General features: G+C 69.4%; 22 protein-coding genes. 17 read left to right on the plus strand and 5 right to left on the minus strand.

What is annotated here, in order from left to right:
* Window positions 1-50: 50 nt before the first annotated feature.
* Complete coding sequence (locus tag EJP69_RS15185; protein WP_093205624.1) at window positions 51-1,550, minus strand: cryptochrome/photolyase family protein; 1,500 nt, start codon at window positions 1,548-1,550, stop codon at window positions 51-53.
* Between EJP69_RS15185 and EJP69_RS15190 the strand changes: the two genes are divergently transcribed.
* The 6 genes from EJP69_RS15190 (at window position 1,551) to EJP69_RS15220 (ending at window position 6,467) form a co-directional block, all read left to right on the plus strand.
* Window positions 1,551-2,150, plus strand: a complete 600-nt coding sequence (locus EJP69_RS15190; protein ID WP_093205621.1) for a YqgE/AlgH family protein — start codon at window positions 1,551-1,553, stop codon at window positions 2,148-2,150.
* Window positions 2,151-2,268: 118 nt separating this feature from the next.
* A complete protein-coding gene (ruvX, locus tag EJP69_RS15195; protein WP_093205619.1) occupies window positions 2,269-2,697 on the plus strand; it encodes a Holliday junction resolvase RuvX in 429 nt (142 codons plus the stop codon).
* Entirely contained in the window at window positions 2,694-3,191 is a 498-nt protein-coding gene (gene pyrR / locus EJP69_RS15200; protein ID WP_093205616.1) for a bifunctional pyr operon transcriptional regulator/uracil phosphoribosyltransferase PyrR, read from the plus strand. The genes ruvX and pyrR overlap by 4 nt, the downstream gene beginning before the upstream one ends.
* A complete protein-coding gene (locus tag EJP69_RS15205; RefSeq protein ID WP_093205614.1) occupies window positions 3,191-4,153 on the plus strand; it encodes an aspartate carbamoyltransferase catalytic subunit in 963 nt (320 codons plus the stop codon). The genes pyrR and EJP69_RS15205 overlap by 1 nt, the downstream gene beginning before the upstream one ends.
* A gap of 139 nt (window positions 4,154-4,292) precedes the next feature.
* The gene (locus tag EJP69_RS15210) at window positions 4,293-5,579 is read left to right on the plus strand and encodes a dihydroorotase (RefSeq protein WP_126471203.1); all 1,287 of its coding nucleotides are present in this window, start codon (window positions 4,293-4,295) and stop codon (window positions 5,577-5,579) included.
* Between the two features lie 141 nt (window positions 5,580-5,720).
* Window positions 5,721-6,467, plus strand: coding sequence for a lysophospholipid acyltransferase family protein (locus EJP69_RS15220; RefSeq protein WP_126471205.1), 747 nt, complete (start codon window positions 5,721-5,723; stop codon window positions 6,465-6,467).
* A gap of 78 nt (window positions 6,468-6,545) precedes the next feature.
* On the opposite strand, the gene EJP69_RS15225 is transcribed toward EJP69_RS15220, so the two are convergent.
* Window positions 6,546-7,343 (minus strand): IclR family transcriptional regulator, encoded by a 798-nt coding sequence (locus tag EJP69_RS15225; RefSeq protein WP_093205606.1) that lies wholly within the window; start codon window positions 7,341-7,343, stop codon window positions 6,546-6,548.
* A 186-nt stretch (window positions 7,344-7,529) separates the two neighbouring features.
* Here EJP69_RS15225 and EJP69_RS15230 point away from each other — a divergent pair, with 186 nt between their 5' ends.
* The 10 genes from EJP69_RS15230 (at window position 7,530) to EJP69_RS15275 (ending at window position 18,731) form a co-directional block, all read left to right on the plus strand.
* The gene (locus EJP69_RS15230; RefSeq protein WP_126471207.1) at window positions 7,530-9,290 is read left to right on the plus strand and encodes an FAD-dependent oxidoreductase; all 1,761 of its coding nucleotides are present in this window, start codon (window positions 7,530-7,532) and stop codon (window positions 9,288-9,290) included.
* Window positions 9,291-9,331: 41 nt separating this feature from the next.
* Window positions 9,332-10,108: an SDR family NAD(P)-dependent oxidoreductase gene (locus EJP69_RS15235; RefSeq protein ID WP_126471209.1), complete on the plus strand. Its 777-nt coding sequence runs from the start codon at window positions 9,332-9,334 to the stop codon at window positions 10,106-10,108.
* A 62-nt stretch (window positions 10,109-10,170) separates the two neighbouring features.
* Window positions 10,171-11,379, plus strand: coding sequence for an ABC transporter substrate-binding protein (locus tag EJP69_RS15240; RefSeq protein WP_093205587.1), 1,209 nt, complete (start codon window positions 10,171-10,173; stop codon window positions 11,377-11,379).
* 72 nt (window positions 11,380-11,451) lie between these two features.
* The gene (locus EJP69_RS15245; protein WP_093205585.1) at window positions 11,452-12,375 is read left to right on the plus strand and encodes a branched-chain amino acid ABC transporter permease; all 924 of its coding nucleotides are present in this window, start codon (window positions 11,452-11,454) and stop codon (window positions 12,373-12,375) included.
* Complete coding sequence (locus EJP69_RS15250; RefSeq protein ID WP_093304484.1) at window positions 12,372-14,162, plus strand: branched-chain amino acid ABC transporter ATP-binding protein/permease; 1,791 nt, start codon at window positions 12,372-12,374, stop codon at window positions 14,160-14,162. The genes EJP69_RS15245 and EJP69_RS15250 overlap by 4 nt, the downstream gene beginning before the upstream one ends.
* A gap of 19 nt (window positions 14,163-14,181) precedes the next feature.
* Window positions 14,182-14,892: an ABC transporter ATP-binding protein gene (locus tag EJP69_RS15255; protein WP_093304749.1), complete on the plus strand. Its 711-nt coding sequence runs from the start codon at window positions 14,182-14,184 to the stop codon at window positions 14,890-14,892.
* Window positions 14,893-14,921: 29 nt separating this feature from the next.
* Window positions 14,922-15,890, plus strand: a complete 969-nt coding sequence (locus EJP69_RS15260) for an MBL fold metallo-hydrolase (RefSeq protein WP_126471211.1) — start codon at window positions 14,922-14,924, stop codon at window positions 15,888-15,890.
* A 1-nt stretch (window position 15,891) separates the two neighbouring features.
* Window positions 15,892-16,821 carry a DMT family transporter gene (locus tag EJP69_RS15265; protein WP_240652166.1) on the plus strand — a complete coding sequence of 310 codons (930 nt, stop codon included), beginning with the start codon at window positions 15,892-15,894 and terminating at the stop codon, window positions 16,819-16,821.
* 24 nt (window positions 16,822-16,845) lie between these two features.
* Window positions 16,846-18,027, plus strand: a complete 1,182-nt coding sequence (locus tag EJP69_RS15270; protein ID WP_126471213.1) for an NADH:flavin oxidoreductase/NADH oxidase — start codon at window positions 16,846-16,848, stop codon at window positions 18,025-18,027.
* Between the two features lie 2 nt (window positions 18,028-18,029).
* Complete coding sequence (locus EJP69_RS15275; protein WP_126471215.1) at window positions 18,030-18,731, plus strand: EthD domain-containing protein; 702 nt, start codon at window positions 18,030-18,032, stop codon at window positions 18,729-18,731.
* Between the two features lie 28 nt (window positions 18,732-18,759).
* On the opposite strand, the gene EJP69_RS15280 is transcribed toward EJP69_RS15275, so the two are convergent.
* Window positions 18,760-20,274 (minus strand): hypothetical protein, encoded by a 1,515-nt coding sequence (locus EJP69_RS15280; RefSeq protein WP_170217128.1) that lies wholly within the window; start codon window positions 20,272-20,274, stop codon window positions 18,760-18,762.
* 201 nt (window positions 20,275-20,475) lie between these two features.
* Here EJP69_RS15280 and EJP69_RS15290 point away from each other — a divergent pair, with 201 nt between their 5' ends.
* Window positions 20,476-20,796 (plus strand): hypothetical protein, encoded by a 321-nt coding sequence (locus EJP69_RS15290; protein WP_126471221.1) that lies wholly within the window; start codon window positions 20,476-20,478, stop codon window positions 20,794-20,796.
* A 20-nt stretch (window positions 20,797-20,816) separates the two neighbouring features.
* On the opposite strand, the gene EJP69_RS15295 is transcribed toward EJP69_RS15290, so the two are convergent.
* Both EJP69_RS15295 and EJP69_RS15300 read right to left on the minus strand, forming a co-directional pair.
* Window positions 20,817-22,493: a methyl-accepting chemotaxis protein gene (locus EJP69_RS15295; RefSeq protein WP_126471222.1), complete on the minus strand. Its 1,677-nt coding sequence runs from the start codon at window positions 22,491-22,493 to the stop codon at window positions 20,817-20,819.
* Between the two features lie 385 nt (window positions 22,494-22,878).
* On the minus strand, window positions 22,879-25,986 hold the full coding sequence (locus EJP69_RS15300; protein ID WP_126471224.1) for a hypothetical protein: 3,108 nt from the start codon (window positions 25,984-25,986) through the stop codon (window positions 22,879-22,881).
* Window positions 25,987-26,231 lie beyond the last annotated feature (245 nt).

A 26,231-nucleotide genomic window follows, 5' to 3' on the forward strand; every position in this document is an offset into this window, starting at 1 on the left:
TTCGCCGCCTGCGGGCGGTGATCGAGAAAAAGGGGCCTGCGGGCCCCTTTTCATTTCTGCAGGCTCTTCGCCCGTGCCACCCCGTAGCGCTGCAGCGTCTTCTCCCGCGCCTCGGCGTGATCGACCACCGGCTTCGGGTAGGTCTCGCCGAGCTTGACGCCGGCGGCTTCCAGCTCCACCGGCGAGGCCAGCCACGGTGCGTGGATCGCCGCGTTCGACAGCCCCGCCAGCTGCGGCAGGTAGCGGCGGATGAACTTGCCCTCGGGGTCGAAGCGCTCGCTCTGCGTCACCGGGTTGAAGATGCGGAAGTAGGGCTGGGCGTCGCAGCCGCTGGAGCTGGCCCACTGCCATCCGCCGTTGTTCGAGGCCAGCTCGAAGTCGTTCAGGTGCAGCGCGAAGTAGGCTTCGCCGCGCCGCCAGTCCAGCCCCAGGTCCTTGCACAGGAAGCTTGCGGCCACCATGCGCAGGCGGTTGTGCATGTAGCCGCTCTGGTTGATCTGCAGCATGGCCGCGTCCACCAGCGGGTAGCCGGTGCGGCCCTGGCACCAGGCGTCGAAGAGCTGGTCGGCGTGCTTGCCGTGGTGCCACTGGATCTTGTCGTACTCGGGGCGGAAGCTCTTCGACTCGCCGCCTTTGTGCACGTGCGGGAAGTGCGCCAGGATCTGGAAGTAGAACTCGCGCCAGATCAGCTCGCTCAGCCAGGTCGCCGCGCCCGTGTTGCCCTGCAGCGAGAGCTGGTGCGACAGGCTCGCCATCTGCCGGATCGACACCGTGCCGAAGCGCAGGTGGATGCCCATGTAGCTGGGGCCGCGCACGGCGGGGAAGTCGCGCGCCTGGTCGTAGCGGTCGATGCGCTCGAAGAAATCCTCGAAGAGCTGGCCGGCGCCGCGGGTGCCGGTGGGGATCTCCAGCGTCGACAGGTTGCTTTTCTCGAAGCCGATCTCGCGCAGCGCGGGCACCGGCTCGCCCCAGGCCTGCGGAGACGGCACCAGGGCGTCGACGTGGTTGCGCACCGGGTACGACTTGAGGAAGAAGGAGTCGAGCTTCGCCAACCAGGCCCGCTTGTAGGGCGTGAACACGGTGTAGGGCTGGCCGGTCTTGGTCATGACCTCGTCGCGGTCGAAGACGGTCGAGTCCTTGTAGGTGTGGAAGGTCACGCCGGCATTGGCCAGCGCGCCGAAGACCTTGGCGTCGCGCTCCAGCGCGTCGGGCTCGTCGTCGCGGTTGGCGAACACCGCCTGCACGCCCAGCTCCCGGGCAATCGCCGGAATCTCCTGCGCCGCCACGGCGTGCCGCACGATCAGCCCGCCGCCCAGGGCGCGCAGCTCGGCCTCGAGCTCCACCAGCGACTCGCGGATGAACTCCACCCGCCGGTCGACCGTGGGCAGGGCGTCCAGGATCGCCTTGTCGAACACGAAGACGCACAGCACCTGCCGGCAGGCCCTCAGCGCCCGGTAGAGGGCGGCGTTGTCGTCCACGCGCAGGTCGCGGCGGAACCACATGAGCCCTTTGGGATAGGTCTTGTCGACGGCCAGTAAAATCGGGGGCATATGGCCGCCGATTCTGCCCCGATGAACCTCACGCATCACTTTTTGATAGCGATGCCCGGGATGGAAGACAAAACTTTCAACCGCAGCGTCGTGTACCTCTGCGAGCACAGCGAGCGCGGCGCGCTCGGCCTTGTGATCAACAAGCCCAGCGACATCAACCTCAAGGTGCTGTTCGAGAAGATCGAGCTGCACCTGGCCCGCCCCGAGCTGGGCGAAGCCCCCGTCTTCCAGGGCGGCCCGGTGCAGACCGAGCGCGGCTTCGTGCTGCACGAACCAGTCTTCACCCAGGCCGAGAAGCCCGAGGAATCGGTCTACGCCTCGACCATGACCATCCCCGGCGGGCTGGAGATGACCACTTCCAAGGACGTGCTGGAGGCCCTGGCCACCGGCGCGGGCCCGCGCAAGGTGCTGGTCTCGCTGGGCTATGCGGCCTGGGGGGAAGGGCAGCTCGAGTCCGAGCTGGCCGAGAACAGCTGGCTCACCGTGGGCGCCGACCCGGCCGTGATCTTCGACACCCCCATCGAGCAGCGCTACGACAAGGCGCTGATGCTGCTGGGCCTCGAGGCCTGGAAGCTGTCCCCCGACGCCGGACACGCATGATGAACTTGGCTCGCCCCCAGGCTGCGCGCACTTCGTGTCGCTTCGCCAACCCCCTACCGGGGGCGGGCCGGCCGCTTCGGGCGGCCGTGCGCGGCGGCCCCCTGTGAGGGGACCGGCAATGTCCGAGAGCGCTCAGTCCCCGGCATCTGCCGCTGTTCCCGCCCATTTCCAGAGCTTCCTGGCCTTCGACTTCGGCCTGAAGCGCACGGGCGTGGCCAGCGGCAACCGGCTGCTGCGCACCGCCACCCCGCAACCCACCATCAAGGCCGAAGGCGACGCCCGCTTCGCGCAGGTCGGGGCGCGCATCAAGGAGTGGCAACCCGACGCGCTGGTGATCGGCGTGCCCTACCACCCCGACGGCGCCGCGCACGAGAACACCCGCCGCGCGCAGAAGTTCGCGCGCCAGCTGCGCGGCCGTTTCAATCTCCAGGTGTTCGAGGTCGACGAGCGCTACAGCACCACCGAGGCGCTGGCCTCGGGCGCGCGCGACGCCGACGCGGCCTCCGCCTGCATCATCCTGGAGCAATTTCTGAGGAGTCTCCCGTGAGTTCAATTCCCGATGCCGAAGCGCTCTACACGAAGCTGCTGGCCGGCGTGAAGCCGCTGATGCGCCCCGAAACGAAGCTGGTGGGCATCACCTCCGGCGGTGCCTGGCTGGTCGAGCGGCTGCAGAAGGACCTGGGCCTGCCCGGCGCGCCCGGCGTCATCTCGTCGGCCATGCACCGCGACGACTTCTCGCGCCGCGGCCTCTCGGCCAGCGCGCAGACCTCGCTGCCCTTCGACGTGAACGGCGCCGACGTGCTGCTGCTCGACGACGTGCTCTACACCGGCCGCACCATCCGCGCGGTGCTCAACGAGCTGTTCGACTTCGGTCGCCCGGCCAGCGTGCGCCTCGCGGTGCTGGTGGATCGCGGCGGGCGCGAGCTGCCGGTTGCCGCCGACTTCGCGGCCGAGAAGCTCACGCTGCCGAATTCGCAGCTGCTCGCGCTGGCCCGCGCTGCCGACGGCGCATTCAGCCTGAAGGTGGAGGAAAGCAAGTAATGCTCTACAAGCGAAACCCCCAGCTCAACAAGAACGGCGAGCTGATCCACCTGCTGTCGATCGAGGGCCTGCCCAAGGACATCGTCACGCACATCCTCGACACGGCCGCCAACTTCACGAGCGTGAGCGACCGCGAGGTGAAGAAGGTGCCGCTGCTGCGCGGCAAGAGCGTGTTCAACCTGTTCTTCGAGAACAGCACCCGCACGCGCACCACCTTCGAGATCGCGGCCAAGCGCCTGAGCGCCGACGTCATCAACCTCGACATCGCACGCTCCTCGGCCACCAAGGGCGAGTCGCTGCTCGACACCATCGCCAACCTGAGCGCGATGGCCGCCGACCTGTTCGTGGTGCGCCACAGCGAGTCGGGCGCGCCCTACCTGATCGCGCAGCACGTCGCGCCGCACGTGCACGTGGTGAATGCCGGCGACGGCCGCCACGCGCACCCGACGCAGGGGCTGCTCGACATGTACACGATCCGCCACTACAAGAAGGACTTCTCGAATCTCACGGTCGCCATCGTCGGCGACGTGCTGCATTCGCGCGTGGCGCGTTCCGACATCCACGCGCTCACCACGCTGGGCTGCGCCGAGGTGCGCGTGGTCGGCCCCAAGACGCTGGTGCCGAGCGACATGGCCGGCATGGGCGTGCGCGTGTTCCACACGCTGGAGGAGGGCATCAAGGACTGCGACGTGGTCATCATGCTGCGCCTGCAGAACGAACGCATGAGCGGCGCGTTGCTGCCCTCGTCGCAGGAGTTCTTCAAGACCTTCGGCCTCACGCAGGAAAAGCTGCAGCTGGCCAAGCCCGACGCCATCGTGATGCACCCCGGCCCCATCAACCGCGGCGTGGAGATCGACTCCGCCGTGGTCGACGGCAAGCAGAGCGTGATCCTTCCGCAGGTCACTTTCGGCATCGCCGTGCGCATGGCGGTGATGAGCATCGTCGCAGGCAACGAAGCATAGAAATGTTGCTCGCCCCCAGTCTTCGCGCACTTCGTGTCGCTTCGCCAACCCCCTACCGGGGGCAACACCAGTGGCCCGGCGAAGCCGGTTCCACGGTGTTTCCCGAAAAGGCCATGACTGTCACCGGAAGTACAGACGCATGAACATCCACATCACCAACGGCCGCGTCGTCGATCCCGCGTCGGGCACCGACAAGAAAGCCGACATCGCTATCGCCGACGGCAAGATCGCCGGCATCGGCGGCAGCATTCCCGCCGGCTTCAAGGCCGGGCGCACCATCGACGCCACGGGCTGCATCGTCACGCCCGGCCTCGTGGACCTGGCCGCGCGCCTGCGCGAGCCCGGCTACGAACACGAGGGCATGCTCGAGAGTGAAATGGCCGCTGCCATCGCGGGCGGCGTCACCAGCCTCGTGTGCCCGCCCGACACCGACCCGGTGCTCGACGAGCCCGGCCTGGTCGAGATGCTCAAGTTCCGCGCCGAGAAGCTGCAGGCCGCGCGCCTGTTCCCGCTGGGCGCGCTCACGCGCGGCCTGGCCGGCGGCGTGCTGACCGAGATGGCCGAGCTCACCGAGGCCGGCTGCATCGGCTTCGGCCAGGCCGACGTGCCGCTGGCCGACACGCAGGTGCTGCAGCGCGCGCTGTCGTACGCCAGCACCTTCGGCTACACCGTGTGGCTGCGTCCGCAGGACCGCGACCTCGGCAAGGGCGTCGCCGCCAGCGGCCCGCTGGCCACGAGGCTCGGCCTGGCGGGCGTGCCGGTGTCGGCGGAGACGATCGCCATCTTCACCATCGTCGAGCTGATGAAGGCCACCGGCGCGCGCGTGCACCTGTGCCGCATCTCCAGCGCCCGCGGCGTGGAACTGGTGCGCCAGGCCAAGGCCCAGGGCCTGCCGATCACCTGCGACGTCAGCATCAACTCGCTGCACCTGGCCGACACCGACATCGGCTACTTCGACAGCCGCGCCCGCCTGAACCCGCCGCTGCGCCAGCAGGCCGACCGCGACGCGCTTTCGACCGCGCTGGCCGACGGCACCATCGACGCGCTGGTGTCCGACCACACGCCGGTCGAGGCCGACGCCAAGACGCTGCCCTTCGCCGAAGCCGAGGCCGGCGCGACCGGGCTCGAGCTGCTGCTGCCGCTCGCGCTGCAGTGGGGCGAGCGCAGCGGCGCGGGCCTCGCGCGCGCCATCGAGGTCGTCACCTCCGCGCCCGCGCGCCTGCTGAGCGCCGCCGATGCGGGCACCGGCATCGGCCGCCTGCAGGAAGGCGGCGTGGCCGACCTGTGCATCGCCGATCCGGCGCTCGAATGGCAGGTGGAGCCCGGCGCGCTCAGGAGCCAGGGCAAGCACACGCCTTTCGCCGGCTATCCGCTGCAGGGCCGCGCGCGCCACACGCTGGTGGCGGGCCGCATCGTCCACGGCTGAGATGACGCTCACCCCCAGTCTTCGCGCACTTCGTGTCGCTACGCCAACCCCCTCGCAGGGGGCAACACCGGCGACCCGGCAGAGCCGGTTCCGCGGTGTTCCGCGATCGCGCATTGACGTAGCGGGGAAGGGGCCCGTTCGATGATTCATTCGCTGAAAGCCTGCTGGCGCCTGTCGCGCGCGGTGGCGCACGCGGCTTCGGGCTGGTGGACGATCCGCTTCACCTTTCCGAAGCTGTCGCAGCTCGAGCGCAACGCGCGCGTGCAGGCCTGGTCGCGGCGCATGCTGGAGCTCATGGGCATCACGCTGGTGGTGCAGGGCACGCCGCCGCCCAAGGGGCCGGTGCTGCTGATCTGCAACCACCTCTCGTGGCTGGACATCACCACCATCCACGCGGCGCGGCACGTGCGCTTCGTGTCGAAGTCGGACGTGAAGGGCTGGCCGCTGATCGGCACGCTCTCCAACGGCTCGGGCACGCTCTACATCGAGCGCGAACGCCGCCGCGACGCGCTGCGCGTGGTGCACCGCATGACCGACGCGCTGCGCAACGGCGACCTGATCGGCGTGTTCCCCGAGGGCACGACCAGCGACGGCCACGGCCTGCTGCCCTTCCACGCCAACCTGCTGCAGGCTTCCATTTCCTCGGGCGCGCCGGTGCTGCCCGCCGCGCTGCGCTTCGCCGACGCCGCCACCGGCGAGACCAGCCAGGCGCCGCGCTACATCGACGACGACAACCTCGTCGTCTCGCTGTGGAACACGCTGCGTGCGCCGCCGCTGCTGGCCATCGTGCGCTTCGGCGAGCCGCAGGATCCGGAAGGCCGCGACCGCCGCGCCTGGGCGCAGTCGCTGCATGAAGACGTGCAGCAGCTGCGCCGCGAGACGCACTGACCGGTTCTTCGGGGCCATGAAAAAAGGCGCTTCACGAAGCGCCTTTTTTCTTGTTGAAGGGGCGGTGGCGCCCCGTGCTCAGGGCTGCTCGCCCGTGGGCACGAAGCCCAGGCGGCGCGAGATCTCCAGCGCGCAGGCCCTCAGCGGTGCCGCCACGCGGCCATCCCATTCGCGGTCGAAGGTGGCTTCGGGGCCCATGGCGGTGATGCCCAGCACCAGGTTGTTGGTCGAGTCGAACACCGGCGCGCAGAAGGCGTCGATGCCCGGGATCGGCTGGCCCAGTGTGCGCGACATGCCGTGCAGCCGCGTCTCGACCAGCAGCGCCTCGATCTCCGCACGCGACAGCTCGACGGTGGAGCCGCGGCCGTCCGCCGGACGCGCGCGAGCGAGGTCCTCCAGCATCATCTTCTCCACCACCTTGGGCGGCAGGTAGGCCGCGAAGAGCCGGCCCGTCGCGGTGTAGGCCAGCGACATGACGGTGCCGGTGCGCAGGTTCACGTGCAGCGGATGGATCGGCTCCTCCAGCCGCACCACGGTCGGTCCGAAGTTGCCCCACACGGCCACCGCGATGCTCTGCTCGGTCTCGGAGGCGAGCTGCTCGATGAGGGGCGACGCCTCCTTGATCGGGTCGAGCCGCTGCAGCTTGGCCAGCCCCAGCTGCAGCGCCAGCGGGCCCAGTTCGTAGCGGCCCGCGCTGTCCTGCACGACGAAGCCGACCTTCAGAAAGCTGACGAGATAGGGGTGTGCCTTGCCGACGGGCACGCCCGCGGCCTTGCCCAGGTCGCGCAGCGCCATCGGCGCCACGTGGCGCCCGAGCGCCACCAGCAGTTGCGTTCCGATTTCGACGGACTGAATGCCACGTCTTGGCTTTTCCATGGGGCGCCCGGCGTGGGGAGTGAGAGTGGGGGCGAGTATAGCCATCGGGGTTTCTACTGATATGGTCGTGTTCAATCGATGATGATTGATCATCTGATAGTAACGAAGACACTTGACCATATCAATCTCGCTGCCTAAACTGCGGCGCAACTTTGGTCTTACACAAACAAGCGAACAGACAGAGACATGGAACAGAACACTTTTGAATGCGACGTGCTCGTCGTCGGCAGCGGCGCATCGGGCATGGCCACCGCGGTCACCGCGGCATCGCAGGGGCTGAAGGTGCTGGTGGTCGAGAAGGAGCCGCGCTTCGGCGGCACCACCGCGCGCTCGGGCGGCTGGCTGTGGATTCCGGGCACGCGCCTGGCCACGGAGCAGGGCATCCACGAGCCCGAGGGCGCTGCGCTCGAATACATGAAGCACGAGACCACGACGCACTTCGACGCCGCGCGCGTCGGCGCCTTCCTCGACATGGGCCCCAAGGCCATCGACTTCTTCACGCGCAACACCTGCGTGCAGTTCGACATGCCGGCCGTCTTCCCCGACTACCACGCCGAGGCACCCGGCGGCCAGCAGGGCGGGCGCTCGATGGTCACGCGCCCGTTCGACGGCCGTGAGCTGGGCAAGCGCATCAAGCAGCTGGCGCCGCCGCTGCCCGAGCTCACCGTGTTCGGGATGATGTTGGGCTCGGGCCCCGAGATCAAACACTTCATGCGGGCCTTCAAGTCGCCGACCTCGTTCTGGTACGTGACCAAGCGCCTGAGCCGTCACTTCCTCGACGTGCTGCGCCACGGCCGCGGCATGACGCTGACCAACGGCAACGCGCTGGCCGGCCGCCTGGCCAAGGCCGCGATGGACAAGAACATTCCGGTGTGGCTTTCCTCGCCGGTGAAGAAGCTGGTGGTCGAGTACGACGGCGTTTCGGGCGCGGTGGTGCAGCACGAAGGCCAGAACGTGCGCGTGGTCGCCAGGCGCGGCGTGGTGCTGGCCTGCGGCGGCTTCCCCTACGACGTGGAACGCCGCAAGCAGCTCTTCCCGCACGCACCCACCGGCCGCGAGCACTACTCGCCATCGCCTTCCACCAACACCGGCGACGGCCTGCGCCTGGCCGAGGCCGTGGGCGGCCGCGTCGACGGCACCATTCCGCACGCCGCGGCCTGGGTGCCCGCGTCGGTCACCACGCGTCCCGACGGCAGCAAGGGCGTGATGCCGCACTTCATCGATCGCGCCAAGCCCGGCGTGATCGCGGTCACCCCCAAGGGCCGCCGCTTCACCAACGAAGGCAACTCGTACCACGACTTCGTGCAGGCGATGGTCAAGGCCTGCGAGGGCGAGCCCGAGGTCACGGCCTGGCTGCTGTGCGACCACAAGGCGCTGCGCGACTACGGCCTGGGCTGCGTCGCACCCGCGCCGCTGCCCATCGGCCGCCACCTCAAGAGCGGCTATCTCAAGCGCGGCGCCAGCGTCGGCGAACTGGCCAAGGAGCTCGGCATCGCACCGGCCACGCTCGAAGCCACCGTGCAGGAGTTCAACAAGGGTGCGCGCAACGGCGACGACCCCGCCTTCGGCAAGGGCAGCAAGGCCTACAACCGCTACCAGGGCGACGCCAACATCACGCCGAACCCGTGCGTGGCGCCGCTGGAGAACGGCCCGTACTACGCCATCAAGCTGGTGATCGGCGATATCGGCACCTTCGCCGGCCTCGTCACCGACGAGAAGACCCGCGTGCTCGACGCCAACCGCCAGCCGATCAAGGGCCTCTACGCGGTGGGCAACGACGCGGCCAGCGTCATGGGCGGCAACTACCCCGGCGCCGGCATCACGCTCGGCCCGGCCCTGACCTTCGGCTACGTCGCCGGACTGCAGGTCGCGCAGGCCGAAGCCAAGGCTGCGGCGCAGCTGAAGGTGGAGCAGCGCGAGGCCGTGCCGGTCAGCCGCGCCGCCTGAGCTTCATACACACATAGATAGATAGAAAGAAGGAGACACCGATGGCCTTTCCATCCAACGTCGCACCCCGCCTGCTCGAAGGCCGCCTCGCCTTCATCACCGGCGCGGGGCAGGGCAATGGCCGCGCGCTCGCGCTGGGCCTGGCGCAGGCCGGCGCCCGCATCGTCGTCACCGACATGAACGACGCCACCGTCAGCGAAACCGCGCAGCTGGTGCGCGACGCGGGCGGCGAAGCCTGGTCCTTCGTGCTCGACGTCACCGCGCCCGAGGCCTGCCAGGCGCTGGCCGAGCGCGTCGGCAAGGAGATCGGCAACGTCGACCTGCTGGTCAACAACGCCGGCATCATCATCCGCGAGAACACCAGCAGCCCGAACGCCGCGGCCAACTGGAAGAAGACCATCGACGTGAACGTGCACGGCACCTTCAACACCACGCTGGCCTTCATCCCTGTGCTCAAGCAGACCAAGGGCTCGATCATCAACATCGCCTCCATCGCCGCCTACGCGGGGCAGGGCGCGAGCCTGGGCTACTCGCCGTCGAAGGGCGCGATCAAGATGCTCACGCAGTCGCTCGCGCAGGAGCTCGCGCCCGCCGGCGTGCGCGTTAACGCGCTGGCCCCCGGCGTGATCGAGACGCCTATGACCGCCGCTACCCGCGAGAACCCGCAGCGCCTCGAATCGTTCATGACGCGCATCCCCATGGGTCGCGTCGGCCAGACCGAAGACCTGGTCGGCCCGGTGATCTTCCTGGCCAGCGACATGTCGCGCTACGTCACCGGCATCGTGCTGCCGGTGGACGGCGGCTTCCTCGCCGTCTGAGCCGCGCTTTTCTTCCCTCTTTCCTTTCCGCTTCCTCGTCCGTCAACCTCAGGAGACAAAAAATGAAAACCATCCGTCTGTACAAGACGCTGCTCGCCACGGCCGCGTTCGCCGCCTTCGCGGCAGGCACCACTGGTGCCATGGCGCAGGACATCAAGGTCGGCTACAACGGCGACCTTTCCGCGTCGCCCTCGGCGCAGAGCGGCCAGGCCGCGGTGCTGGGCATGGAAGCGGCCATCGCCGACATCAACGCCGCCGGCGGCGTGCTGGGCAAGAAGCTCGCGCTGGTGACGCGCGACGACGTGTCGGCACCGCCGAAGTCGATCCAGAACATGAGCGACCTGATCGACAACGAGAAGGTGGTCGCGGTGTTCGGCCCCACCAACTCGGGCAACGCGATGGCGTGGAAGCACATCGCCAACCAGAAGAAGATTCCCGTGCTGGGCAACGTGGGCTCGGGCACCGACATCACCAAGCCGATGAGCCCCGGCGCCGACAACTACATGTTCCGCGTGTCGATGGTCGACCGCGAGCAGGTGGCAGCGCTCATGGCCTACGTCAAGAAGAACACCGCCGGCTCCAAGGTGGTGGGCCTGATGGCCGAGACCACCGGCTACGGCCAGGGCGGCCTGAAGGACATGGAAGAGATCGCCAAGCTGCAGGACATCAAGATCGCGGCCACCGAGCGCTTCGGCGTCGGCGACACCGACATGACCTCGCAGCTCAGCAAGATGAAGGCCGCCAACGTCGACACCGTGGTGGTGTGGGCGCAGGGCACGCCCATCGCGCAACTGGTGCGCAGCATGGAGAAGATCAACTACTTCCCGCTGACGCTCACCTCCTGGGCCGCCGACAACATCACCTTCTACGACGCGGCCGGCAAGGCGCTGGCTGAGAAGCCGATCTTCATGCGCACCGTGAGCGAGACCCGCACGCCCGCGCAGCAGAAGCTGTTCGACCGCATCGGCGCCAAGCTGAAGGCCCCGGGCTCGTTCTCGTTCGCGCTGCACGGCTACGACTCGATGCAACTGCTGGCGCAGGCCATGAAGCAGGCCAACAGCACCGACGGCGCGGCGGTGCGCACGGCGCTCGAAGACCTGAAGACTCCCGTGCAGGGCGTGCTGAAGACCTACGACAAGCCCTTCAGCAAGACCAACCACGAGGCGCTGACCGCCAAGGACCTGGTCTGGATCCGCTGGAAGGACGGCAAGCTGCTGCCCTACGGCGACGCGCTGATCCAGGGCCTGAAGCCGGCCGACTTCAAGCAGTAAGCAAGACAAGAAAGATGCGTGGCCGCCGCGCCCAGGCGCCGGCCGGCCCGCTTCGCAACGGAGATACACACCATGGTTGAAGCGCTCCTGCAGGCGCTCATCAGCGGGCTCGCCGTCGGCGGTGCCTATGCGCTGGTGGCGCTGGGATTCAGCATCACGTTCACGACCACCAAGACGCTTAACTTCTCGCACGGCGAGTTCGTCTCGGCCGGTGCGTTCATCGGCATGAGCGCCCTGTTCCTGGTACTGGGCAAGCCGCTGAGCTCCACCACCTTCGGCGACGCCGTGCCCGGCGCGGGCGCGCAGCTCTTCGCGCTGCTGGCGGCGCTCGGCGTGATGGGGCTGCTCGGCTGGCTGCTCTACGTGCTGGGCGTGCGGCCCTTCGCCGGCCGCCCCGGCATGGCGTGGGTGATGAGCACGCTGGGCTTCGGCGTGATCCTGCAGAGCGTGGGGCTCGCCATCTGGGGCCCGAAGCCCGTGGTGGTGCCCGCGCCCGTGGGCGACACCGTGATCCGCATGTTCGGCGTGGGCGTGCGCCCGCAGGAACTGCTCACGCTGGGCGTGGCGGTGGTCGTCATGCTCGGCTTCGACCGCGTCATGAACAACACCATGATCGGCAAGGCGATGCGCGCCGTGGCGCAGAACGGCAACGTCGCCAGCCTCATGGGCATCAACACCAACGCGATGATGATCGGCGCCTTCGTCGTCAGCTCGGCGCTGGCGGGGCTCTCGGGCTTCCTGCTCGCGCCCATCGCGCAGGCCTCGCTCTTCATGGGCCTCACCGTGGGGCTCAAGGGCTTCTCGGGCGCCATGATCGGCGGCCTGAGCAACCCGCGCGGCTGCGTGATCGGCGGCTTTCTGCTCGGCGTGCTCGAGTCGATGGTCAATCTCTGGCAGGCGCAGTGGCGCGAGGTGGCGGTGTTCGCGCTCGTCATCCTGGTGCTGGCCTTCCGTCCCACGGGCCTGTTCGGCCGCACGACGGTGGAGAAGGTATGAAGCGCCTGGCCCATCCCCTGGCCGTGGTGCTGGTCGCCGCGGTGCTCTGCGGCATCGTCTCGATGTCGGGCAACGACTACTACCTGCGCATCGCCTTCATGATGTGCGTCTACTACCTCTGCGCCGCCGGCATGAACGTGCTGGTGGGCTACGCGGGACAGAAATCGCTCGGCCAGGCCGGGCTGTTCGCGGCGGGCGCCTACGGCGTCGCGCTGCTGACCTCGCGCACCGACATGGACCCGTGGCTCGCGCTCGCGCTGGCAGCCGTCATCTCGGGCCTGTGCGGCGTGCTCATCGCGCTGCCCTCGCTGCGCGTGAAGGGGCCGTACCTCGCCATGGTCACGCTGGCCTTCGGCATCGTGGTCGAGAAGCTCGTGGGCGAATGGACCGACGTGTTCGGCGGCGCACAGGGCATCTACGGTATCCGCCCGCTCACATGGAAGGGCGCGCCGCTGGACACCACGCAGTGGGTCATCCTCGGCATCGTGCTGTGCGCGGCGATGCACCTGCTGCTGCGCAACCTGCTGAACGGCCGCTTCGGCCGCGCGCTGCTGTCGCTGCAGGCGGACGAGATCGCCTCGTCTTCCGTGGGCGTGCGCGTGTACCGCGCAAAGGTCATGGCTTTCGTGGTCGCTGCCGTCACCTGCGGCATCGCGGGCGCGCTGGTGGCCCAGCAGAACCAGTACATCAACTCCGACTTCATCACCTTCCACCTGTCGATCTTCATCCTGCTGCTGGTGCTGTTCGGCGGCGCGGGCTCGATGTACGGGCCGCTGGTGGGCGCGGTGCTGCTCACGCTGACCGACGCGCTGCTGGCGCGCTGGCCCTCGGCGCAGCATTTCCTGTACGGCTTCCTGCTGCTGTTCGCGCTGTACGTGATGCCTGGCGGCGTGGTGGGCCTGTTCAACAAGTGGTTCATGAAGTCGCGCCATCGCGGCGAAGGTGCGGGCGGCAACGGCGTGCCCGGCCAGATCGGCCCCGGCGGCGAAGGCGAGCTGCTGGTGGTGCAGGGCGTGACCAAGTCGTACGGTGGCGTGAAGCCGGCGCAGGACGTGTCGTTCCGCCTGCAGCGCGGCCACATCCATGCGCTCATCGGGCCGAACGGCGCGGGCAAGAGCACGATGATCAACATGCTCACCGGCGTGATCGAACCCGACGCGGGCTCCATCCGCTTCCTGGGCCGCAACATCGTGGGCCAGCCGGCGCACACCATCTGCTGCCTGGGCATGGGCCGCACCTTCCAGAACCTGCGCCTGTTCGCGGATCTCTCGGTGCTCGACAACGTCATGCTCGGCCGCCACAGCCGCATGAGCAACGGCTTCCTCTCGTCGCTCGTTGCATGGCCAACGGCGAACCGGCAGGAGAAGGCGACGCGCGATCGTGCGCTGCAGCTGCTCGACCTCGTGGACCTTGGCCACCTTGCGCACTGGCCCGCCGGCAGCCTGCCCTACGGCCTGCAGCGCCGCGTGGAGCTGGCGCGCGCGCTGGCCACCGAGCCGCAGCTGCTGCTGCTCGACGAACCGGCCGCCGGCCTGAACCCGCAGGAAACCGCCGAGCTCGGCGAACTGCTGCTGCGCATCGGCAAGTGCGGCGTGTCGATCCTGATGGTGGAGCACCACATGGACCTGGTGATGTCGATCTCCGACCACGTGATCGTGCTCGACTACGGCATCAAGATCGCCGAGGGCAAGCCCGCCGAGGTGCAGGCCAATCCGCGCGTGGTCGAGGCCTACCTGGGCGTCGACGACGAGCAAGAAGAACCGCAGGCACATGCCGTGGCCGCCTGAGCAGAAAGACCGGAACACCATGTTGAAGATTGAATCGGTGAAGGTCTCGTACGGCGCCATCGAGGCCGTCAAGGGCGTGAGCCTGGAAGTGCGCGCGGGCGAGGTCGTCACCATCATCGGCGCCAACGGCGCCGGCAAGAGCACGCTGCTGAAAAGCATCGTCGGCCTGGAGCCCGTGGCCGAGGGCCGCGTGCTGATCGACGGCAACGACAGCACGAACGTGCCTTCGCACAAGCGCGTGGGCCTGGGCGTGGCGCTGTCGCCCGAGGGGCGCGGCGTGTTCCCCGACCAGACGGTGCGCGAGAACCTCATGCTCGGCGCCTATTCGCGGCGCAACGACAAGGCCTTCGTGGCGCGTGGCATCGAGCGCGAGTTCGCGCGCTTCCCGCGCCTGAAGGAGCGCCAGAACCAGCACGCGGGCACGCTGTCGGGCGGCGAGCAGCAGATGCTGGCCATCGCCCGCGCGCTCATGAGCGAGCCGCGCCTGCTGCTGCTGGACGAGCCTTCGCTGGGGCTCGCGCCGCTCATCATCAAGGACATCTTCGACGCCATCCGTCAGCTGCGCAGCTCGGGCCTGACCATCCTGCTGGTGGAACAGATGGCCAAGCAGGCGCTGGGCGTGGCCGACCGCGCCTACGTGCTCGAGACCGGCTGCATCACGCTCGAAGGCTCCGGCCGCGAGCTGCTCGACAACCCCAAGGTGAAGTCCGCGTACCTCGGCACGCATTGACTTCCATCGCTCATTTCAAAGGAACTCCCATGACCGCCAAGAAATTCGCCAGCCACGCCGACCTCGAGGAAAAGAAGGTCTCGTTCACCCGCCTCTCGGAGAACGCCTACGCCTACACCGCCGAGGGCGACCCGAACACCGGCATCTTCATCGGCGACGAGGCCGTGATGGTGGTCGATACCCAGGCCACGCCCGCGATGGCGCAGGACGTGATCCGCCGCATCCGCGAAGTGACGCCGCTGCCGATCAAGTACGTGCTGCTTTCGCACTACCACGCGGTGCGCGTGCTGGGCGCGTCGGCCTACTTCAAGGAGGGCGCCGAGCAGATCATCGCCAGCCGCGACACCTACGACCTGATCGTCGAGCGCGGCGAGCAGGACAAGGCCAGCGAGATCGGCCGCTTCCCGCGCCTGTTCCGCAACGTCGAATCGGTGCCGCCGGGCCTGACCTGGCCCACCATGACCTTCGACGGCACCATGAGCGTGTGGCTGGGCGAGAAGCTCGAAGTGAAGATCGCGCAGGTCGGCCGCGGCCACACCAAGGGCGACACCATCGCCTACCTGGAAGACCAGAAGATCTGCTTCGCGGGCGACCTCGTCGAATATCAGAGCACGGCTTACGCAGGCGACTGCTACTTCCGAGACTGGCCCACCACGCTCGACCGTCTCGCGGGCTTCGGCTTCGAGAAGCTGGTGCCCGGCCGCGGCGCAGCGCTGGAGAACGCAGCCGACGTGCGCAAGGCCATCGCCTCCACGCGCGCCTTCATCTCCGACGTGTACACGCTGGTCAACAACGGCGTGGCGCAGGGCAAGACGCTCAACGCGATCTACAAGGAAACCGTGGCGGCGCTGCGCCCCACGTACGGCCACTGGGTGATCTTCGACCACTGCATGCCTTTCGACGTGACCCGCGCATACGACGAAGCGACGGGCTATGTGCACCCGCGCATCTGGACGGCAGAGCGCGACATCGAGATGTGGAACGAACTCGAAGGCTGAGGTGACTCCCGCCCCCGCCGCGCGCGCACCGGACGCGACACCCGCCGCCGTGCAGACCTGGCTGCTGGTGGCGATGCTGGTGTGGGGCGTGAACGTGTCGGCCGTGAAGGTGCTGACAGGTTTCTTCGACACGCTGCCGCTGGCGGCGCTGCGCATGGCGGTGGCCTGCCTGGCGCTGAGCGCGATCGTGCTGTGGCGGCGCGGCGGGGTGCCGGTGTTCGGCATGCGCCGTCTCGCGGCGCTGGCCGGCTGCGGCTTCCTGATGGTGTATGCCAACCAGATCCTGTTCGCGCTGGGGCTGCAGCGTTCCACCGCGACCAACGGCGCGCTGATCATGGCGCTGAGTCCGCTGGTGTCGGCGCTGATGGCCGCGCTGGTGTTCCGCGAGGCGCTCACGGCGCGGCGCCTCTTCGGCGTGGCGCTCGGTTTCGCGGGCGTCGCAGCTGTGGTGCTGAGCCATCCGGGCGCGAGCCTGTCTAGCGCGGGCCTGGGCGACCTGATGCTCGCGCTCTCGGTGGTGAGCTTCGCCGTCGGCGGCGTGGGCGTGCAGCGCCTGGCGCGGCAGATCGATCCGCTGTCGATGAGCTGGGGCATCTACGTCCTGGGCACCGCGATGCTGGTGCTGCACACGCTGCTCGGGCCCTCGCCGCTGGGCGCGGCGCAGATCTTTCCGGGCGCGTGGCCATGGGCGCTGGTGCTGTTCTCGGGCGTGGCCGCCACTGCCGCCGGCAACCTGATCTGGAACCGCGCCATCTCCGTCATCGGCGTGGCGCGCACCGCCGTCTTTCTCTACTGGGTGCCGGTGTTCGGCGTCGCGTTCGCGGCGCTGCTGCTCGGCGAGGTGCTGACCTGGTGGCACCTGCTCGGCTTCGCCGCCGTGATGAGCGGCACCTGGCTGGGCACGCGGTCTCCCGCGGCCACCGTGTCCTGACCGATGCCCTGATTCCTTCGATTCATGTCTTCCGACTCTCTTCCCCTGCTGTTCCAGCCCCTGCAACTGCGCGGCCTCACGCTGTCCAACCGCGTCGTCATCTCGCCGATGTGCCAGCACGCCGCCGACCGTGGCCATGCCACGCCGTGGCACATGGTGCATCTCGGCAAGTTCGCGCTTGGCGGCGCGGGGCTGATCCTCACCGAGAGCACCGCGGTCGATCCGCGCGGGCGCATCGGCACCGCCGACCTCGGCCTGTGGAAGGACAGCCAGATCGCGCCGCTGAAGGCCGTGGTCGATTTCGTGCACGCCCAGGGCGGCGCCATCGGCGTGCAGCTCGCGCATGCGGGGCGCAAGGCCGGCAGCGAGCCGCTGTGGGAAGGCGGCGCGGCGCTGGGCGATGCGCGCATGGCCGCCGACGAGGAGCCGTGGGAGCGCCTGGGCCCGAGCGCGCTCGCGGCGGGACCGGGCTGGTCGGCGCCGCGAGCTCTCGACGCCGACGGCATCGCGGCGGTGGTGCAGCGTTTTGTCGATGCGACGGTGCGCGCTGACAAGGCTGGCTTCGACGTGGTCGAGCTGCACTTCGGGCACGGCTACCTGGTCGCGAGCTTCCTGTCGCCCAACGCCAACCATCGCGACGACGCGCTCGGCGGCAGCCGCGACAACCGCATGTGGCTCGCGCTGGAAATCGCGCAGCGCGTGCGCTCCGCATGGCCGGCGCACAAGCCGCTGTTCTGCCGGCTCTCGGCGGTCGACGGCACGCTCGACGGCTGGAGCCTCGACGACTCGGTGGTGCTCGCGCGCGAACTCAAGCGCTGCGGCGTCGACGTGATCGACTGCTCCTCGGGCGGGCTCACCGAGGAGACGCGCGCGCTGCCGGTGCCGCGCGGGCTGGGCTTCCAGGTGCCGTTCTCGGCGCGCATCCGGCGCGAGGCGCAGGTGCCCACGCAGGCCGTGGGAATGATCGTCGATGCGCAACAGGCCGAGGCCGTGCTCGCTGCGGGCGATGCCGACCTGATCGCGCTGGGCCGCGAGGCCTTGTTCGACCCCTACTGGCCGCACCACGCGGCCGCCGCGCTCGGCGCGGATCCCGGTTTCGAGCGCTGGCCGGTGCGCCATGGCGTGTGGCTCGCCAAGCGCGCGCCCGGGCTGGCGCGTGCGCGTGCCGAAGCCCGCGAGCGGCAATCCACCAACGAGGAGACATGAAGATGAGCGAACCGACGACCCTGCGCATGGGCCTGATCCGCAAGAAACCCGAATGGACCGACGAGGCCTTCCGCGACCACTGGCGCGACAGGCACGGCCCGCTGGTGGCGCAGCTGCCCACGCTGCGCGACTATCGGCAGAACCTCGTGCTCGACCGGCTGCAGCGCGGCATCGACTTCGCGCGCGGGCCGTGGGACTTCGACGGCTTCTCGCAACTGCGCTTCGACGAGGGCGCGCAGGCCGACGCGGCCTTCAATCGCGGCGAGCTCGCCGCCGCCATCCGCGCCGACGAGGAACGCTTTCTCGGTGGGCTGCACATCGTGACTGTCGCGCAGACCGAGGTGATCGCGCTGCCGCCGAAGCCCGAGGGCCTGCTCAAGCGCATCTCGCTGCTGCGCCGGCCGATCGAGCAGTCGGAGGACGACTTCCGCCGCGAGTGGAAGGTGCACGCCGATCATGTGCGCCGCATGCCCGGCGTGAGCGGCTACCGCCAGAACGTGGTGACGGCGCGCGAGCTCGTGAAGGGCACGCCCTGCGGCTATGCGGAACTGCCGATAGACGGCATCGTCGAGCTGTGGTTCGAGAGCACCGACACGCTGAACGCCGCCTTCGCCTCGCCGCAGGGGCAGGTGACGATGGCGCATGCGCTCACCTTCCTGGCGGAGATCACGGCCTTCGTGGTGGAAGAGCACCGCGTGGTGTGAGTGCCGCGAGGCACCCGCACCCTGCTGCTCAGAAGTTCTTCAGCGTGTCGAGCTGCAGCTGCGTCAGGCCGCGCTGGTAGAGCACATTGGTGCGGAAGTCCGCGGCGATGGCGGCGGCCTGCGCGTCCACATCGGTGGCGCGGGTCGCGATGCCCGCGGCGCCGATCCAGGTGTTCGTGCCCGTCAGGATCAGGAAATTCGCCAGCGTGACCGTGCCGCCGGCCGGCACGGTGATGTCGAAATCCATCGTCACCACGTTGCTGCCGTCCGAGCTGTTGAGCGCCGAGGTCGAGGCGTAGTCCACGTGGTCCGCCGCGCCGAAGACGAAGCCCGCGTCGCGGCCCTTGCCCAGGCCGTCCCACACCGCCAGCGCCTTCTGCGGCGCGCCCGCCGGTGGGTAGATCACGCCCGCGCCGTAGGAGCCCAGGAAGCTGGTGTACGTCACCTTTGCCGTGATGGGCGATGCCGAGGGGTTGTGGAAGGTGTCCGTCATGCGCCCCCATGCCTGGTCTGGTTGCGCGTAGAAGGTGCGCTGCACGTCGAGGCCGCGCAGTGTCCTCACGCCGGATCGGATGTTCTGCGCGCCGCGAGTGGGCGACACGGTCCAGCCCGTCAGCCCTCTGCTGAAGTCGCCGTTGACGATGAAGCTGCGCGCGGCGTCGTCGTCCACCGACACCATCTCGATCGACGTGCCCTGGCCGCGGTTGCACTGTTCGAACGACAGCACGACCACCTGGCCGGAAAAGGACGTGAGCCAGGCGAACCCCCACGTGCCCGACTGGCCATTGCTGTCGACCCTGAAGAGCGTGGAGAGCAGTCCGCCGCTGGTGTCGCGCAGCACCACCTGCATGAAGGCCGACTCGTCGTGGAAGTTGCCGCGCTTCACGCCCCAATTGCCGGTCCACCCGAGGCTCACGCGGCCGGTGGTCTGCCGCAGGTCCAGGGTCTGCTGCAGCCGTGCATCGGGCACCGCGTGCAGGAAAGCCGCGACGCCGTTCGACTGGAACTGCGGGTCGGTCGTGATCGACACCACTTTCAGGCCGTCGGCCGCTGTCATCTCGGGGCCCAGCGGCGTCAGTTCGGCGAAGGTCTGGTTGATCTTGAAGCCCGCGAAGCCGCCACCCACGGTCACACCCAAGGTCAATGCGCCCGAACCTGCGCCTGAACCCGAGCCGGCGAACTGGCCGTTCCAGCCGTTCCCGATGCTGAAGTCGGGCGTCAGGTCCCAGAAGTTCGCCTGGCCGGGGCCGACGGCGGCGTTGATGTCGTCGTCGTGGATGGCGAGGCTCTGCGAAAGGACCGTCGATGCGGGCAGCGAGGTCGGCGTTGCAAGCTCGGGAACGGGAGCCGGTGCCGGTGGGTTGGGCGCGGGCGGGGCCGGCGGCTGCGGCGCGGGAGGTGCCGGAGGTTCGCCCGGCGCGGGGGCGGGCGGCGCGCCGACCGGCGGGAAGGCGAATCCGCCACCGCCTCCGCTGCCGCCACCACCGCAACCGCTCAATACCGCGACGCCCACCGCGGTGAGTGCAAACCTTCTCCGATCCATGCCCGAGCTCCTCGTCGATTCTTCTGAAGACAGTTCCAGCGCGGCACGCCGATCGTGGCCGCAAGGCGCCGATTGGAGCGACTCGGACGTCTTCGATCCATAACCGAAATTGGGGAGGGAATGAGGGCAGGGGGCATGCGCCGCGATGCCGGAAGGAGCGCAAAAGTAACATCGACCTTCGGCAACACCGGAGCAGCACGCATGGGGCGCAGCATCTTCTTACTGGGCATCGTCATGGCCGCGACCGCATGCGCGGCGTCCGCCCAGACGCGCAAGCCGCTTCCGCCCGGCGTGGTCGGCGTGATGCGCATCGACGCCGGCACCGACTACGTGTTTCTGGACCGGCCCACCACCGTGGGCGGCGCGTGCAAGGGGTGGAAGGCGGTGTCGATACAGGCACCGGGCCCGGCGGGCTCGGGCATCACCAACCTCATGTGCTGGAAGGAATCGAACGGCCAGCTGCTGACGGCGACCGAGGCGAAGGTGACGCCGCAGGTCGCGCCGATGAGCCTGATCCGCTGAGGCGGACAGGGTGACAGTGCTCAGGCCGGCAGCAGGCGGCCCTTCCGTGCCGTCGCCAGTCGCACTGCGCGGGCCGGGGCGTCCGCGCGTGCGGGCAGCCACTGCGCATCTTCCGCCGCGGCCTTGCCGTCATCGCCCGGCAACACGAACTGGCTGATCAGCGCGTCGAGGCTGCGCGCTTGATCGCGCAGGCCTTCCGAGGCGGCGGCCGACTGCTCGACCAGCGCCGAGTTCTGCTGCGTCATCCGGTCCAGGTGCGCGACGGCGGCGTTGATCTGAGCGACGTCGTGCGTCTGCGAACGGGTCGCCGCCGTGATGGCGCCCACGGTGTCGGCGACCTCCCCGATCGACGCCACGATGCGCTCCATGGTCTGGCCCGCGCCGTCGGCCAGCACGGTGCCGGCTTCGATGCGCTGCACGGAGTCGTCGATCAGGCTCCTGATCTCGCGCGCCGCCGAGGCCGAGCGCGTGGCAAGCTGCCGCACTTCCGACGCGACCACCGCGAAGCCGCGCCCCGCCTCGCCCGCACGCGCCGCCTCGACGGCGGCGTTGAGCGCGAGGATGTTGGTCTGGAACGCGATGCCGTCGATCACCCCGGTGATGTCGGCCACCTTGCGCGACGCGCGATGGATGTCCTGCATGGTGCCGACCACCTGCGACACCACCTCGCCACCCTGCGCCGCCACGGATGCCGCGGCGCCGGCCATCTGCTCGACGCGGCCCGCGGCCTGGCTCGATTGCTCGACCTTGCGCATCACCTGCTCGAGCGCCGCGGCGGTCTGCTGCAGGCTGGACGCGGCTTCTTCCGTTCGCGCCGACAGGTCCGAATTGCCGTGCGCGATTTCGTTCGCCGCCACGCGCACGCTCTGCACCGACTCGCGCACGCGCAGGACCAGTTCGCGCAAGGAGCCCTGCATCGCGCCGAGCGCCAGCAGCATCCGGCCGGCTTCGTCGCGCGAATGGCCCTCGATGTCCTGGCGCAGGTCGAGGCTCGCGACCCGGCCGGCTGTTTCGCCGGCTGCGCGTATCGGCCGGCTGATGCTGCGCACCAGCCACTGCGCCAGCACCGCGCCGAGCAGCAGGGCCGCCGCGCCGAACACCACCAGCGCCAGGCGGCCGGAGGCGCTCAGCGCCTCGACGTTGCTGCCGGCCTCGTCGATGGCTTCGCGCTGCGCGAGCGCCAGTCGCGACAGGGCTTCCAGCAGAGCGGCCGAGCCCGGCTGGAAGCGCTGGGCGTAGACCGTGCGGATGCGTTCGGTGAGGCCGGAGTCGCGCGCCGCGACGAGCTCCTTCACGGCGATTCCGAAGTCCTTGCCCGCGGCCTGTGCCCGCTCGAGCAGCTCGCGATCGGAGGCTCTCTGCAGGCGCTGCGACACCTGCTGCATCAGCCCGGCGTACTTCGCCTCGGTCGCCTGGATGTCCGCGGCCAGGATCTCGCCGACTTCGGGCTCGGAGCTCAGCGCCATCGCCTTGTAGCGCTCGGCGTTGATGGACTGCAGGCGGTAGGCGTCCACCACCATGCGCTCCGAGACGCCGTGCTGCCGGATGGCCTCGCGCGTCGCCTCGTCCACCTTGGAGAGCGCGCGGATGCCGATGCCGGAGCCGGCGAGCGTCAGCAGCAGAACGATGCCGAAGGTGGCGAGCAGGCGGCGGCCGAGGACGTTGGTGGAGCGGGGAGTGCGGAGATCGGAGGTCACTGGAGATCGATTTCTCCCGCCGCGTCGGGCGGGGAGGATGTGGGCGGGAGGAGGTTTACAAATCTGATCAATCTGATTACATCGATGCCTTGTTACGTGGCATTGACTGCGCGGCGACTGTGTCCGGCCCAGCGCGAGGCGGGGGCGCGGGCAAAAAAAAGCGCTCCTCGAGGGAGCGCTTAACGACGCGATGAAGCGCCGTGAGGAGGAACCGAAGTCCGTTCGCGGAATGGAATTTCTTCCGTCTTCCGCCGAAGACCTTCAGGCCTCCAGATTGGCCGCGCGGGCGGCCCGTGACTGCGGGACAGGACAGGCCGGGCGCGTGGGCGCTTGCCTACATCGCCTGCGGCAAGCGATGCGCGGGTCCGCCCGTCCGCCGGCCTGGTCAGCCCAGCAGGCCGTGAAGGATGTTGGTGACCGGGCTCACGACGTGGCTCACCGTCTGCTCGACCTGGCTGGTGATCGGAGCCACCGCGTCGCCCAGCCCGGTGCTCACGGCATGGCCTGCGCCTTCGACGACGCCGGCCACCGTATCGACAACCGGTGCGACGGCGCTCGCGGCACCGGCCAGGATGTCCGTCGCCGGGGCAGTGGTGCTGCCGGCCGTGCTGCCGGCGGCGGCGACCGTCGTGGCGGCCGTGTCTCCCGCCGGCTGCAGCACGTTGGCCACCGGACCGTCGCCACCCAGCGCGCCGAGCAGGCCGCCGACCAGACCGTCGTTGCCCAGGATCTTGCCGACGAGGCCGTCGTCGCCGAGCACGCCTCCGAGCAGGCCGCCTGCGCCGCCGCCGTCGCCGCCGAGCACACCGCCCAGCAGGCCGTTCTCGCCGAGGACGCTGCCGAGGAGGCCGCCTTCGCTGTTGCCGCCGCCGACCACGCCGCCGAGGAGGCCATCGCTGCCGAGGAGGTTGCCCACGAGGCCGTCTTCGCCGAGGACGCCACCGAGCAGGCCGCCTCCGCTGTCGCCGCCGCCGAGCACTCCGCCCAGCAAGCCGTCGTCGCCGAGTACACCGCCGAGGAGGCCACCGTCACCGCCGAGCACGCCGCCCAGGAGGCCGTCGTCGCCCAGAACGCCACCCAGCAGGCCGCCGTCGCCGCCGAGTACGCCACCCAGGAGACCGTCGTCGCCCAGAACGCCGCCCAGCAGGCCGCCGTCGCCGCCGAGTACGCCACCCAGCAGTCCATCGTCACCAAGGACGCCGCCGAGCAAGCCTCCATCGCCGCCCAGCAGGCCGCCGAGAAGGCCACCGTCGCCGCCAAGCAGGCCACCCAGCAGGCCGTCGTCGCCCAGCAGACCGCCGAGCGGACCCTCGGCGCCGAGGAGACCGTCGTCGGCCAGTACACCGCCGAGCAGTCCGTCGCCGCCAAGCAGGCCACCGACCAGGCCGTCATCGCCTAGCACGCCGCCGAGCAGACCACCTTCGCCGCCCAGCAGGCCGGCCAGCGGAGTCGCGCTCAGCAACTGACCGACCGTGCCGTCGGGCCCGAGCAGGCTGTCGACCAGTCCGCTCTCGCCGAGCAGTCCGCCCGTGAGACCTTCGCTGCCCAGCAGGCCGGAGAGCGAGCCCTCTCCGCCGAGCACGCCACCCAGCGGGCCGTCGTCGCCGAGCAGGCCACCCAGCAGACCGTCGTCGCCCAGGACGCCGCCGAGGAGGCCGCCGTCGCCGCCGAGTACACCACCCAGCAGGCCGTCGTCACCCAGTACGCCGCCGAGCAATCCACCGTCGCCGCCGAGTACGCCGCCCAGCAGGCCGTCATCGCCCAGGACTCCACCGAGGAGGCCACCATCGCCACCGAGCAGGCCACCCAGCAGACCGTCGTCGCCCAGGACGCCGCCGAGGAGGCCGCCGTCGCCGCCGAGCACACCGCCCAGCAGGCCGTCGTCACCCAGCACGCCGCCGAGGAGGCCACCATCGCCACCGAGCAGGCCGCCCAGCAAGCCGTCGTCACCCAGCACGCCACCGAGGAGGCCGCCGTCACCGCCGAGCAAGCCACCCAGCAAGCCGTCGTCACCCAGCACACCGCCGAGGAGGCCACCATCGCCGCCGAGCAGGCCGCCCAGCAGGCCGTCATCACCCAGCACGCCACCGAGCAATCCACCGTCGCCGCCGAGCAGACCGCCCAGCAAGCCACCATCGCCCAGCAACTGCCCGACCAGTCCGTCCTCGCCGAGCACGCTGCCAATCAGGCTGCCGTCGCCCAGCAGGCCTTCGAGCACCTGGCTGACCACGCCGTCGTCGCCGATCAGGCCGTCCACGAGGCCGTCGATGCCCAGGCCGGTGGTCACGCCGCCGAGCAGGCCGTCGCTGCCGAGCACGTTCTCGAGGATGTTGTTCAGCGCATCGGTCAGGTAGTCGACCTGGCCGTTCAGCGACCCGATGAGCGCGTCGGTCAATCCGTTGCCCAGCAGGCCGTCCACCACGGGAGTGAGCACGCCGCCGAGGTTGACGGTGATGTTGTCGACGGTGTTGTCCAGCGGGTCGAACCCGTTCGGATCGTTGGGCCTGAACTCGTCGCCGGCGATGGGCGAGAGCACGTCGTCCACCAGGTCGGTGAGGCCGTCGACCGTGGGCAGCAGCGAGCCCAGCGTGCCCGCGGAATTGGTGACCGCGGCGCTGCGCGCGGCGGCTGCCGTACCGCCGCTCCCGCCCAGGCCGAGCAGGTTGTCGAGGGCGCCGACCAGATGGCCGGCGACGCCGTCGCCCGGGTCGAGCAGGTGGTCGGCGTCTGCGTCCGCGTCTGCGTCCGAATCCGAGTCGGAATCCGAGTCGGAATCCGAGTCCGAATCGGAATCGGAATCTGCATCGGAATCCGAGTCGGCATCCGCATCCGCATCAGCGTCGGCATCTGCGTCCGCGTCCGCATCGGAGTCCGCATCGGCGTCTCCTTCGCCGATGCCTGGAATGAAGAAGGGAACGGCGCTGTCGCTGCCGCCGCCACCGCCCAGTGCCGCGGCGAGCCCAACGGCGCCCAGCGCGCCGAGCGCGAACTCGCCCAATCCGATGCCGCTGCCGGCAGCGGTTTTCTTGCTCACCGCGAGCGCGGCGGCTTCGGCGTCGCTGTCGGGCGCGGTCACTTCGAGGTCGCCCTTGGCCACATCCACGTTCACCTGTTCGAGCCCGGTGGCCAGCTTGGTCGAGCTGATGGTGGCGTCGGTTCCGCCGGTGAACACGCCGGCGAGCGGGGCCTTGTTGGTGGCCGATCCGGGAAAGAGCACATTGGCGTGACCGTCCTGCGGAACGATCACGCGGTCACCGGCCATCAGCGTCTGGTTGCCAGAGACGGGAATCGCCACCCCGTCGCGCATGACGACCGTGCCGGGCGTGGCGTTGGACAGCGACCCGACACCTGCCGGCGCGGCCGGCGGCACCGTGGCGGCCGCCGCGCCCATGGGAGCGACCGGCCTCACTGTCGATTGCGCGAGGATCACCGGTGCGGCACCGCCGTCGGCGCCTCCGGCGGTCGAAGAAATCGTTGTGTTGGCATCCGTCATGGCAGCCTCCTCGGTGATGGGACTGGCTGACGGGGCAACTTGTGTGCCGCTTTTTTGCGCAGCTGCCGGAACGGCGCCGATCCACATGCAAGTCGTTGATCTGCATATGGATTTTCGGCAGGCGAGGGGTGAGGGCGGCCTGCCGGGAGGCCTCCTGGCGGGCGCGCTTCGGCGCTTGTTACGTAGCGTTGTTACATGCCCGGGCCGTAACAGTCACGGCCCTGGCGCGTGTTGCTGGACTCGGC

The sequence above is a fragment of the Variovorax gossypii genome (assembly GCF_003965815.1).
Lineage (GTDB): Bacteria > Pseudomonadota > Gammaproteobacteria > Burkholderiales > Burkholderiaceae_C > Variovorax > Variovorax gossypii.